9 protein-coding genes and 1 pseudogene are annotated in these 12191 nt (G+C 62.5%); all 10 read left to right on the forward strand.

Going from position 1 to position 12191, the window contains the following annotated elements; all coding sequences use genetic code 11:
- Positions 1-20: 20 nt before the first annotated feature.
- The 10 genes and pseudogenes from torA (at position 21) to panF (ending at position 12147) form a co-directional block, all read left to right on the forward strand.
- Positions 21-2513: a trimethylamine-N-oxide reductase TorA gene (gene torA, locus ABNP46_RS16220; RefSeq protein ID WP_349919218.1), complete on the forward strand. Its 2493-nt coding sequence runs from the start codon at positions 21-23 to the stop codon at positions 2511-2513.
- A 97-nt stretch (positions 2514-2610) separates the two neighbouring features.
- Positions 2611-3279: a molecular chaperone TorD gene (gene torD, locus ABNP46_RS16225; RefSeq protein ID WP_349919220.1), complete on the forward strand. Its 669-nt coding sequence runs from the start codon at positions 2611-2613 to the stop codon at positions 3277-3279.
- A 48-nt stretch (positions 3280-3327) separates the two neighbouring features.
- Positions 3328-3696, forward strand: a complete 369-nt coding sequence (locus ABNP46_RS16230) for a hypothetical protein (RefSeq protein WP_349919221.1) — start codon at positions 3328-3330, stop codon at positions 3694-3696.
- 96 nt (positions 3697-3792) lie between these two features.
- Positions 3793-5550, forward strand: a complete 1758-nt coding sequence (locus ABNP46_RS16235) for a putative bifunctional diguanylate cyclase/phosphodiesterase (protein WP_434476156.1) — start codon at positions 3793-3795, stop codon at positions 5548-5550.
- A gap of 176 nt (positions 5551-5726) precedes the next feature.
- Positions 5727-7673, forward strand: coding sequence for an acetate--CoA ligase (acs, locus tag ABNP46_RS16240; RefSeq protein ID WP_349919222.1), 1947 nt, complete (start codon positions 5727-5729; stop codon positions 7671-7673).
- 263 nt (positions 7674-7936) lie between these two features.
- Positions 7937-8386 carry a type II 3-dehydroquinate dehydratase gene (gene aroQ, locus ABNP46_RS16245; protein ID WP_349919223.1) on the forward strand — a complete coding sequence of 150 codons (450 nt, stop codon included), beginning with the start codon at positions 7937-7939 and terminating at the stop codon, positions 8384-8386.
- A gap of 36 nt (positions 8387-8422) precedes the next feature.
- Complete coding sequence (gene accB, locus ABNP46_RS16250) at positions 8423-8881, forward strand: acetyl-CoA carboxylase biotin carboxyl carrier protein (RefSeq protein ID WP_349919225.1); 459 nt, start codon at positions 8423-8425, stop codon at positions 8879-8881.
- A gap of 15 nt (positions 8882-8896) precedes the next feature.
- A complete protein-coding gene (gene accC / locus ABNP46_RS16255) occupies positions 8897-10237 on the forward strand; it encodes an acetyl-CoA carboxylase biotin carboxylase subunit (protein WP_349919227.1) in 1341 nt (446 codons plus the stop codon).
- Between the two features lie 115 nt (positions 10238-10352).
- A pseudogene (locus ABNP46_RS16260) lies at positions 10353-10601 on the forward strand (YhdT family protein); the annotation flags it as partial.
- 79 nt (positions 10602-10680) lie between these two features.
- Complete coding sequence (gene panF / locus ABNP46_RS16265) at positions 10681-12147, forward strand: sodium/pantothenate symporter (RefSeq protein WP_349919228.1); 1467 nt, start codon at positions 10681-10683, stop codon at positions 12145-12147.
- Positions 12148-12191: the final 44 nt, after the last annotated feature.

Raw genomic sequence — 12191 nt, forward strand, 5'->3', positions numbered from 1 at the left:
TTCGAAAGAGGAATAACATCATGATCAACATTTCCCGCCGTGGTTTCCTGGGTGGCCTGCTGGCCAGCGGTGCCAGCGCCCTGATCGGCCCCTCCCTGCTCGGCCGCGCCGTCATGGCCGCCGAGTCCGGCGACAAGCTGGTGCAATCGGGCTCCCACTGGGGTGCCTTCCGCGCCCGGGTGGTGGACGGCCGCTGGGTCGAGACCCTGCAGTTCGAGCACGACAAGCACCCGACCGACATGCTCAAGGGGCTCAGCGAGGTGGTCTACAACCCCTCCCGCATCCGCTATCCCATGGTGCGCCTGGACTGGCTACGCAAGGGCTATCAGTCCGACACCCGCGAGCGCGGCCAGAACCGCTTCGTGCGGGTGACCTGGTCCCAGGCGCTGGACTTCTTCTATCACGAGCTGGAACGGGTGCAGAAAACCCACGGCCCGAGCGCCCTCTACGCCGGTCACTCCGGCTGGCAGTCGGTGGGCAAGCTGCACTCCGCCGGTGCCATGCTGGGCCGTGCCATGAACCTGCACGGCACTTATCTGGCCAAGGCCGGTGACTACTCCACCGGCGCCGCCCAGGTGATCCTGCCCCACGTGGCGGGCGCCATGGAGGTGTATGAGCAGCAGACCTCCTGGCCCCTGCTGCTGGAGCACAGCAAGACCATCGTCATCTGGGGATCCGATCCCATCAAGAACCTGCAGGTGGGCTGGCTGGTGCCGGATCACAGCGTCTACGACTACTGGGCACAGCTCAAGGAGAAGGTGGCCAGGGGGGAGATCCGGGTCATCAGCGTCGATCCGGTCAAGTCCAAGACCCAAAAATACCTGGGCTGCGAGCAGGTAGCGCTGAATCCTCAGACCGATCTGCCCCTGATGCTGGGTATTGCCCATACCCTCTACAGCGAGAAGCTGCACGACGAGAAATTCCTGAAGAACTACACCACCGGATTTGACAAGTTCCTGCCCTATCTGCTCGGCACGAGCGATGGTCAGGTGAAGGATGCCGAGTGGGCGGCCAAGCTGTGTGGCGTGCCCGCCGACCGCATCCGCGAGCTGGCCCGCACCATGGCCGGCGGCCGCACCCAGCTCATCGGCGGCTGGTGTGTGCAGCGCATGCACCACGGCGAGCAGTACGCCTGGATGCTGGTGGTCGTGGCCTCCATGCTGGGGCAGATCGGCCTGCCGGGGGGCGGTTATGGCTTTGGCTGGCACTACAATGGCGCCGGTACCCTCACCAGCACGGGCCCCATCATGTCCGGTTTCAGCTCCGTCATCCCCGGGGTCAAGCCCATTCACAACGGTGACTGGAAGGGCTACTCCAAGTTCATCCCGGTGGCGCGCTTCGTGGATTGCATCCTGAACCCGGGCAAGAAGATCGCCTTCAACGGCCAGACCATCACCTATCCAGAGATGAAGATGGCGGTGTTCTGCGGCAACAACCCCTTCCACCACCAGCAGGATCGCAACAAGATGGTGGCGGCCTGGCGCAAGCTGGAAACCGTGGTGAGCGTGGATCACCAGTGGACCGCGAGCTGCCGCTTCGCCGACATCGTGCTGCCCGCCACCACCACCTACGAGCGGGATGACATCGAGCAGTGGGGCTCCCACTCCAACGCCGGCATCCTGGCCATGCGCAAGATAGTGGAACCGCTGTTCGAGGCCCGCGACGACTACGACATCTTCGCCGATCTCTGCCGCCGCTTCGGTCGCGAGGCCGAGTTCACCGGTGGCAAGAGCAAGCTGGAGTGGATTCAGAGCATCTATGACGACGCCCGCCTGCAGGGCCGGGGGATCGGCATCCGTCTGCCCCGCTTCAGCCAGTTCTGGCAAGGTGAAGGCTTCGTCACCTTCCCCGCCGGCCAGCCCTGGGTGCGCCACGAGTCGTTCCGTCAGGAGCCGGATCTGGAGCCGCTCGGTACCCCATCCGGTCTCATCGAGATCTTCTCCCAGACCATCGCCAACTACGGCTATGCGGATTGCCCCGGCCATCCGGTCTGGATTGAGCCGTTCGAGCGCTCCCACGGCGGCCCGGGCAGCCAGCAGTATCCGCTGCACCTGCAATCCTGCCACCCGGACAAGCGGCTGCACAGCCAGCTCTGCTCCTCGGACGCCTACCGCGCCACCTACACGGTGCAGGGCCGTGAGCCCGTCTACATGAGCCCGCAGGACGCCAAGGCGCGGGGCCTCAAGGACGGAGATCTGGTACGGGTGTTCAACGGCCGCGGTCAGGTACTGGCAGGATTGGTGGTCTCCGATGACTACGCCTCCGGTGTGGTACGCATTCAGGAGGGGGCCTGGTACGGTCCGCTGGAAGGGGGCAAGGTGGGCACACTCTGTACCTATGGGGACCCCAACGTGTTGACCGCCGACATCGGCTCCTCCAGCCTGGCCCAGGCCACCACGGCCCACACCACGCTAGTGGAGATCGAGAAATTCCAGGGCCAGGCGCCTGCGGTCACCGCCTTTGGCGCACCGGAATCCGCGGCCGGCATCGACCCCATGTTCCCGGCACTGTGAGCGGGGCGGCCAAAACCGCCCCTTGAGTTTCCTTTATTTTTAAAGTCGTTAGAATCGGGGGCCATCAAGGCTCCCGATTGTCATCCACGGAGGAAAAATGCAGGAATTTATGGCTACCAGCGAACGCCGGGCCGAACTTTACTGGTGGTTTTCCACCCTGTTTGCCGCCGAACTCAGCGACGCCCAGATCGCCGAGTACGACAGCTATGACGTGCGCAGCTTCCTGAAGAGTCTCTCCACGCTGGATCCCATGCGTGACGCGGTGGGCGAACTCAATGACGCCATCACCCGCCTGCTGGTGCGCCCGGATCGCCAGCTGGAACTGGCCGCCGACTTCGCCGGTCTGTTCCTGGTGGATCCCAAGCAGGGCGCCCTGCCCTACGAATCCCTCTATCGCGGGGAGGCCAAACTGCTGATGCAGGCCCCCATGGCCGAGATGCAGGCGCGCCTCGCACGCCTCGGCATCGATGTCAGCGACAAATACAAGGAGCCTGCCGATCACCTGGCCATCGAGCTGGATCTGATGGGCAATCTCATCATTCGCGCCGCCGAAGCGACCACCGCCAGCGAGCGGGAACAGTGGCTCAAGGAGCAGGAAGAGCTGTTGCACCACCACCTGCTTGGCTGGTTCGCCGATTTCGAACAGGCCTGCCGCAAGGCCGACAAGTTCGGCTTCTACGGTGCCAGCGCCCGCCTGCTGGGGGTCTTCCTCCACATGGACGCCAACTACCTGAATCTGGTCAAACCGGCACAAGCCGCCGACTGATCCCATGAAGACGGCCCTGCTGCTCATATTCTGCCGGCGGCTGGCGGCATGAAGACGGCCCTGCTGCTGATCGCCTGCTGGCTGCTCACCTTCATTCCGACCGAGCAGGGCCTGCTCCCGCTGGCGGCCCTGTTGTTCAATCCGGACAGGGCCCTGTACGGGGGCGCCCAGCTCACCGGCTTCGCCGGCATACTGCTCACCCTCTACCTCGCGAACCTGGGAGTAGAGGTGGTGCTGCGCCGCCGCTTCCAGATAGCCGGCATGCTGGCCCTGCTGGTAGCCTGGATAGACTTCATCCACAGCAGCAACAGCCAGGCACACTGGCTGCCGCTGATGGCCTTCGCCCTCCCCTTCCTCGCCTTGGCCATGCTGGTACTGGTGCGCGGCCTGCAAGCCTTCGGCCGCCAGAAGGGCTGAGCCGCCCCTCCATTCCCGACACCTTTCCCTCCGACGACTTCCTGCCATACTGACAAACACGCCAAATTGATAAACAAATCAATTCAGGATCTGCCCATGACAAAAGCGCTACCCGGATCGGTCAAGGCCCCCCTGTTGTCCAGCCCCCTGCCTCCCCAGCAACTGCTACGCCTGTTCGACATGACGCCCTTCGGCATAGGAGTATTCGATCGGGAGTTCCGGTGTCGCAGCGTCAATGGCCCCTTCGCCGAGATCTGTGGCGTTCCCCTCGCCCTTGGTCAAAGCCTGCTTGAACTGGATGAAACCGAGCTTCCCCTGCTGACCCCGCTGCTCGGTACACTGATCCATCGCGGGATCCCCCAGACAAAATGGGACCTTGGCCATTTCATCACCGGCCATCCTGCGCAACCCAGACACTGGCAGGCAATCTGCAGCCCCATTCTGGACGCCAGCGGCGCGCCGGATGGTCTCTTGCTTATCGTGCGAGACATCGCTGAAGAACACCTATCCCATCATCAGGCCGATCGACTGCAACTGGCGGAGGCGCGACTTCACCACCTCGCCTACCACGACCCCCTCACGGATCTCGGCAATCGCGCCCTGCTGCAGGAGCGACTCCTGCAGGAAATCGCGCACTCCTGCCACCATGATGATGGCTTTGCCCTGCTGTTCATCGATCTCGACGGCTTCAAATTGATCAACGACACCCTGGGCCACGAGAGCGGCGATCTCCTGCTCAAGCTGCTGGCCGGGCGCATTCGCCACCATCTTCGCCCCCGGGATCTCGCCGCCCGGCTCGGTGCCGACGAGTTTTTGGTGCTGATCCCGGGCCTTCTTCAATCACAATCGCTGGCCGAGCGTATCGCGCAACTGCTGCAGGCATTGCACGAGCCAGCCGAGCTTGGACAGGAGCGGGTCACCCTCTCCGCCAGCATAGGTGTCGCCCTCTATCCGGAGCACGGTCAGACCCCGGACAGTCTCATCAGTGCGGCCAACAGCGCCATGCTGGCGGCCAAGCGACTCGGCCGCAATGGCCATCTGCTCTATGCCCCCGACATGGCCGAGCAGACGCGGGAACGCATGCTGCTGGAGCAGGGACTGATCGAGGCGGTGGCGCAGCAGCAGTTTCGCGTCCTCTACCAACCCATGGCCGATCTCACCAGCAACCGGCTGAGCGGGCTGGAGGCCCTGCTGCGCTGGCAGCACCCGCGCGAGGGGGTGATCTCCCCCGCCCGCTTCATTCCGGTGGCCGAGCGATGCGGCCTCATCGAACAGATAGGGGAGTGGGTCATGCGCACCGCCTGCCAGCAGGGACAGCGCTGGCTGACGCAGGGGCTGGACGTGCCCAGGCTCTCCGTCAACGTGTCGGTCAGGGAGATGTGCGCCCCCGATTACGTGGAGAAAGTAGCGGCCATCTTGTCGGAGACGGGGTTCCCGGCAGAGCGGCTGGAAATCGAGGTCACCGAGAGCATCATCCAGAGCGTGGATCAGAGCCTGCGCCTGTTCACCCGCCTCAAGGCGCTGGGAGTCCAGATCGCCATCGATGACTTTGGTACCGGCTTCTCCTCCCTCGGCCTGCTCAAGACCCTGCCCATCGATCGCATCAAGATAGACAGATCCTTCGTGCAGGCCCTGCCCGACGACAAGCACAGCCGGGAACTGTGCCGCACCATAGTCCATCTGGCGGAGAGTCTCGGCATGGCCGTCACCGCCGAGGGGATAGAGACCCAGCCCCAGCGCCGGTTTTTGCAGTCCCTGCGCTGCGAGGAGGGGCAGGGCTATCTGTTCAGCCACCCCCTCTCCAAATCCCATCTGGCCAGCAAACTCGTCCCCCGGCACGGGGCCTGGTACTGAGCCCGCCTGTTCCATAGAGAAAGGGAGCCATCGGCTCCCTTTCTCGTTCCAGATGCCTTCCTTCCCTGCCGGCAGAAGCCGCAGTTCATCGCTATCCAAAAGTCTAATTGCCCTCGGGCACCAAAGGTATAAGTTGTTACTCAAACATTACAAGAATGTATTAAAAGGAGTGACAGATGAGCGAGAGCAAGGTCTACCCGGTCAAGGCCCACATCGGTAAGAACGCCCTGCTGGACAAGGCAGGCTATGAGGCCATGTATCAGGCATCGGTGCAGGATCCCGAGGCCTTCTGGGGTGAGCAGGGCAAAATCATCGACTGGATGAAGCCCTACACCCGGGTCAAGAATACCTCCTACGATCCGGGCCATGTCTCCATCAAGTGGTATGAAGATGGCCTGCTCAACGTCTCTGCCAACTGCCTTGATCGCCATCTGGCCGAGCGCGGCGACAAGGTCGCCATCATCTGGGAAGGGGACAACCCGGCCGAGGATCGCAAGCTGACCTATCGCGAGCTGCACACCGAGGTGTGCAAGTTTGCCAACGTGCTCAAGGCCCAGGGGGTCAGACGCGGTGACATGGTCTGCCTCTACATGCCCATGGTGCCGGAAGCCGCCATCGCCATGCTGGCCTGTACCCGCATCGGCGCCGTTCACAGCATCGTCTTCGGTGGCTTCTCGCCAGAGGCTTTGGCCGGTCGCATCATCGACTCCGGCTCCTCCATCGTCATCACCGCCGATGAGGGCTTGCGTGGCGGTCGCCCCATCCCCCTCAAGAAGAACGTGGATGAAGCCCTCACCAACCCCGAGACCCGGGTCAACAAGGTCATCGTCCTCAAGCGCACCGGCGGCCAGGTCGCCTGGCACAGCCATCGCGATCTCTGGTGGCACGACGCCGTCGCGAGCGTCAGTACGGATTGCCCTCCCGAAGCCATGGGCGCAGAGGATCCGCTGTTCGTGCTCTACACCTCGGGTTCCACCGGCAAGCCCAAGGGGGTGCTGCACACCACGGGCGGCTACCTGGTCTACGCCAGCCTCACCTTCAAGTACGTGTTCGACTACCACGAGGAGGACATCTACTGGTGTACCGCCGACGTGGGTTGGGTCACCGGCCACTCCTATCTGGTTTACGGGCCGCTTGCCAACGGCGCCACCACCCTCATGTTCGAAGGGGTGCCGAACTACCCGGCCACCAACCGCATGAGTCAGGTGGTGGACAAACATAACGTCAGCATCCTCTACACGGCGCCGACCGCCATTCGCGCCCTGATGGCCAAGGGTAAAGAAGCGGTGGAAGGCACCTCCCGTTCCAGCCTGCGCATCATGGGATCCGTGGGTGAGCCCATCAACCCGGAAGCCTGGGAGTGGTACTACCGCACCATAGGGGACGAGCGTTGCCCCATCGTCGATACTTGGTGGCAGACCGAGACCGGCGGCATCCTCATCAGCCCCCTGCCCGGCGTCACCGATCTGAAACCCGGCTCCGCCACTCGCCCCTTCTTCGGAGTGCAGCCGGCCCTGGTGGACAACCTGGGCGAGCCGCTGGACGGTGCCACCGAGGGCAACCTGGTGATCACCGACTCCTGGCCCGGCCAGATGCGCACCGTGTTTGGCGATCACGAGCGCTTCGAGCAGACCTACTTCTCCACCTTCCCCGGTCGCTACTTCACCGGCGACGGTGCCCGTCGCGACAACGATGGCTACTACTGGATCACCGGTCGGGTGGATGATGTACTGAACGTCTCCGGCCACCGCATGGGCACCGCCGAGATCGAATCTGCCCTGGTGGCCCATCCGAAAATTGCCGAAGCCGCCGTGGTGGGAGTGCCCCACGAGATCAAGGGCCAGGGCATCTATGCCTATGTCACCCTGATCGCCGGGGAAGAGCCGAGCCGCGAGCTGCATAAAGAGGTGAAGGAGTGGGTGCGCAAGGAGATCGGCGCCATCGCCACGCCGGACGTGATCCACTGGGCCGAGGGGCTGCCCAAGACCCGCTCCGGCAAGATCATGCGCCGCATCTTGCGCAAGATAGCCACCGGTGAGACCGACAGCCTGGGGGATATCTCCACCCTGGCGGATCCGGGAGTCGTGGACAAGCTTATCCGCGAGAAGTCAGAGGCGGCTTGAGTCCACTCCTGACGTCCCACAAAGCCGGCCTCGCGCCGGCTTTGTCGTCTCTGTCGTCCGGCTTTAGCAATAGGGCCCAGATAGAACAAAAAACGAACAGATGTAGAGATTAGACCAGTAAAATGCTGCGATTTTTCACGAAATCAATATAATTGCGAAATCTGTGTGCCAGGGCACATCGAATTGCGCAGAAAATGGCTAGATTTCTGATAGTCCACAGATAGCCGACAGATGGCAGCATTATCATCGAGGATGTACACAATATGTCGCAACATCACCGAATTCTCCTGCTCAATGGTCCCAACCTGAATCTGTTGGGCAAGCGGGAGCCGGGTATCTACGGCAGCAAGACGCTCGATGAGATCGTCGCCGATCTGCAGCAGAGCGCCGGCGAACTCGGTGTCACGCTGGAACATCTGCAATCCAACGCCGAACATGAGTTGATAGGCCGTATCCATCAGGCCATGGGCCAGGTGGACTACATCATCATCAACCCGGCCGCCTTCACCCACACCAGCGTCGCCCTGCGCGATGCCCTGCTGGGTGTCGCCATCCCCTTCATCGAGGTTCACCTGTCAAATGTTCATGCCAGGGAGCCTTTCCGTCATCACTCCTATCTGTCCGATGTGGCCAAGGGCGTGATCTGTGGGCTGGGTGCCGATGGCTACCAATTCGCTTTAACCGCGGCCGTGCACCAGTTGCGCGCGGCTTGATAATCACTGATCAGATAAAGAAGAAAGAGAATGCTAATGGATATCCGCAAAATCAAGAAGCTGATTGAACTGGTTGAAGAGTCCGGCATCGCCGAGCTGGAAATCTCCGAAGGGGAAGAGTCCGTTCGCATCAGCCGCAATTTCTCCGGCCAGGTTAGCGTTGCCCCGCAGATGATGATGCCGGCTCCGGCTCAGCAAGTGGCCGCCCCGGTTGCCGCCGTTGCCCCGACCGCAGCCCCTGCCGCCGATGCCGCCCCGAGCGGTCATCTGATGCGCTCCCCCATGGTGGGCTCCTTCTACCGCTCCTCCAGCCCGGAAGCCAAGCCGTTTGTGGAAGTGGGTCAGCACGTCAATGTCGGCGATACCCTGTGCATCGTCGAAGCCATGAAAATGATGAACCAAATCGAGTCTGACAAGGCCGGTGTGATCAAAGCGATCCTGGTTGAAAATGGTCAGGCCGTCGAATTCGACGAGCCGCTGTTCATCATCGAATAAGGGAAAACGCCACCCATGTTGGACAAAGTAGTCATCGCCAACCGAGGTGAAATTGCCCTGCGGATCCTGCGCGCCTGCAAAGAGCTCGGGATCAAGACAGTGGCCGTTCACTCCACCGCCGACCGGGAGCTCAAGCATGTGCTCCTGGCCGATGAAACCATCTGCATCGGCAAGCCTGCCAGCGGCGAATCCTACCTCAACGTGCCGGCCATCATCGCCGCCGCCGAGGTGACCGGTGCCGTCGCCATCCACCCGGGCTACGGCTTCCTCTCCGAGAACGCCGATTTTGCCGAAGTGGTCGAGAAATCCGGCTTCATCTTCATCGGCCCGCGCGCCGAGACCATTCGCCTGATGGGTGACAAGGTTTCCGCCATCGAGGCGATGAAGAAGGCAGGCGTCCCCTGCGTACCCGGCTCCGACGGCCCGGTGGACAACGATGCCAAGCGCAACGCCACCATCGCCAAGCGGATCGGTTACCCCGTGATCATCAAGGCCGCCGGTGGCGGTGGTGGTCGTGGCATGCGGGTGGTGCGCAACGAGGCCGAACTGGCCGGTGCCATCGCCCTGACCAAGTCCGAGGCGGGCCAGTTCTTCAAGAACGACATGGTCTACATGGAGAAGTACCTGGAGAACCCGCGCCACATCGAGATCCAGGTGTTGGCAGATGGCCAGGGTACCGCCCTCTATCTGGGCGAGCGGGACTGCTCCATGCAGCGTCGCCACCAGAAGGTCGTGGAAGAAGCGCCGGCCCCCGGCATCACCGAAGAGATGCGCAAGTTCATCGGCGAGCGCTGCGTTCGCGCCTGTCTGGAGATCGGCTACCGCGGTGCGGGCACCTTCGAGTTCCTGTACGAGAATGGCGAGTTCTACTTCATCGAGATGAACACCCGGATCCAGGTCGAGCACCCGGTCACCGAGATGGTCACCGGTGTGGATCTCATCAAGGAGCAGCTGCGCATCGCCGCCGGCCAGCCCCTGTCCATCACCCAGCAGGACATCCGCCTGCGTGGCCACGCCATCGAGTGCCGGATCAATGCCGAAGATCCCGCGACCTTCATGCCGTCTCCGGGCCTCATCCAGCGCTTCCATGCGCCGGGTGGTCTGGGTGTGCGCTGGGAGTCCCACATCTATGCGGGCTACAAGGTGCCCCCCTACTACGACTCCATGATCGGCAAGCTGATCTGTTACGGTGAAAACCGTGACGTCGCCATCGCCCGCATGCGTCACGCCCTCGACGAGCTGGTGGTGGAAGGGATCAAGACCAACATCGCCCTGCAAAAAGAGATCATGAAGGACGAGAACTTCCAGCACGGTGGCACCAACATCCACTACCTGCACAAGAAGTTGGGTCTGTAACCGACACGTTATACAGGGATTGCTTGGTCCCCCGGGATCGGCAACGCAAAAAGGGCCATGGCGACATGGCCCTTTTTTGTTATTCTTGCGCCCCGCTCACTCGTCGGAGGCCAAGGTGAACCGTTTCGCACTCGCCCGTCGGGAAGCAGCCCTCTGTCTGCTGCTCACCCTGCTCTATTTTGCCGCCTGGTACGGCTCTGCCTATTTCATCCCCGAGGATATGGAACTCTGGGACATGCCACTCTGGTTTGTACTCAGCTGCATCCTGATGCCGTTGCTGTTCATCGGCCTGTGCGCCCTCATGGTGGATCACCTCTTCGTCGACATCCCCCTGGATACCGAAGAGCCGGTCGATTCCCCCCAGCAAGGTACCGGCACTCAGGGTCCAGCCATGGGCCAGACACCCCACGAGTCCTCATCCGACAGCAAGGAGCCCCGCCGCCATGAATCTTGAGTTGATGCTGCCGCTCATCGTCTACCTGGTCCTGGTACTGGGGGTCGGCTACTGGGCCAGCCGCCATCGCGTCGGCGGCGACTTCGTGCAGGAGTACTTCATCGGCAATCGCAGCATGGGCGGCCTGGTGCTGGCCATGACGCTGGTGGCGACCTATACGTCCGCATCGTCCTTTATCGGCGGGCCGGGCGCCGCCTACAAGATTGGCCTCGGCTGGGTGTTGCTGGCGATGATCCAGCTGCCCACCGTCTGGCTCACCCTGGGGGTGCTTGGCAAGAAGTTCGCCATCATCGCCCGCCGGGTCAATGCGGTGACCATCAACGACATGCTGTGGGCCCGTTATCGCAGCAAATGGGTGGTGGTGCTGGGCTCGGTCACCATCATCCTGGCCTTTATCGCCACCATGGTGGTGCAGTTCATCGGCGGGGCACGCCTGCTGGAGACCGCGACAGGCCTCAGTTATCAGCAGGGTCTGCTACTTTTTGCCAGCTGCGTGCTACTTTATACCGTCATAGGCGGGTTCAGGGCCGTGGTCATGACGGATGCCCTGCAGGGGATCATCATGCTGATCGGCACCGGCGCCCTGCTGGCGGGGATCCTGGTGGCCGGTGACGGCCTGCCAAACCTCATCCATCAGCTCAAGGAGATCGACCCCAAGCTGGTGAGCCCGCAAGGGGCTGGCGACATGCTGACCCAGCCCTTCATGCTGAGCTTCTGGGTGCTGGTCTGCATCGGGGTGGTGGGGTTGCCCCACTCCGCCCTGCGCTGCTTCGGCTACCGGGACAGCAAGGCGCTGCACCGTGGCATCCTCATCGGCACCGTCGTCAGCGCCCTGCTGATGTTCGGCATGCACCTGGCTGGGGCGCTCGGTCGTGCCATCCTGCCCGGCATGGACAGCCCGGACAAGATCATGCCCTCCCTGATGATGGAGGTGCTGCCCCCCTGGCTCGCCGGGGTCTTCCTGGCGGCCCCCATGGCGGCCATCATGTCCACCATCGACTCCCAGCTCATCCAGGCCTCGGCAACCCTGGTCAAGGATCTCTACCTCAACTATCTCAGTCCTAAAAATGAACGGCAGGAGAAACTGGAAGTACGGGTGCCGCGCCTCTCCCTGCTCTGCACCCTGATCCTCGGCACCCTGGTGCTGGTGGCGGCCCTGCAGCCCCCCGAGATGATCATCTGGCTCAATCTGCTCGCCTTTGGCGGCCTGCAAGCGGTCTTCCTCTGGCCCCTGGTGCTCGGCCTCTACTGGTCCAGGGCTAACGGCCCCGGCGCCCTGGCTAGCATGGTGAGCGGCATTCTCTGCTACGGGGTCCTGAGTCAGTGGGGGATCAAGCTGGCCGGTCTGCACGCCATCGTCCCCAGCCTGACCCTCGGGCTCATCGCCTTCATTCTGGTCAGCCTGTTGACGGCCCCCCCGGATCAAAGCGTGCGGCGCTTATTTGATCAGAAATAACAAAGCGCGCAATAAAGAGCACATTTTCTATCCCCAAATGGGTG

It is taken from the genome of Aeromonas veronii, assembly GCF_040215105.1.
GTDB classification, from domain to species: domain Bacteria; phylum Pseudomonadota; class Gammaproteobacteria; order Enterobacterales; family Aeromonadaceae; genus Aeromonas; species Aeromonas veronii_G.

What these genes read in the sequence shown, in the direction of transcription:
- aroQ (WP_349919223.1), top strand. Translation starts at nt 7,937, where the DNA reads ATGTCGCAACATCACCGAATTCTCCTGCTCAATGGTCCCAACCTGAAT.
- ABNP46_RS16230 (WP_349919221.1), top strand. Translation starts at nt 3,328, where the DNA reads ATGAAGACGGCCCTGCTGCTGATCGCCTGCTGGCTGCTCACCTTCATT.
- torD (WP_349919220.1), top strand. Translation starts at nt 2,611, where the DNA reads ATGCAGGAATTTATGGCTACCAGCGAACGCCGGGCCGAACTTTACTGG.
- torA (WP_349919218.1), top strand. Translation starts at nt 21, where the DNA reads ATGATCAACATTTCCCGCCGTGGTTTCCTGGGTGGCCTGCTGGCCAGC.
- acs (WP_349919222.1), top strand. Translation starts at nt 5,727, where the DNA reads ATGAGCGAGAGCAAGGTCTACCCGGTCAAGGCCCACATCGGTAAGAAC.
- accC (WP_349919227.1), top strand. Translation starts at nt 8,897, where the DNA reads ATGTTGGACAAAGTAGTCATCGCCAACCGAGGTGAAATTGCCCTGCGG.
- panF (WP_349919228.1), top strand. Translation starts at nt 10,681, where the DNA reads ATGAATCTTGAGTTGATGCTGCCGCTCATCGTCTACCTGGTCCTGGTA.
- ABNP46_RS16235 (WP_434476156.1), top strand. Translation starts at nt 3,793, where the DNA reads ATGACAAAAGCGCTACCCGGATCGGTCAAGGCCCCCCTGTTGTCCAGC.
- accB (WP_349919225.1), top strand. Translation starts at nt 8,423, where the DNA reads ATGGATATCCGCAAAATCAAGAAGCTGATTGAACTGGTTGAAGAGTCC.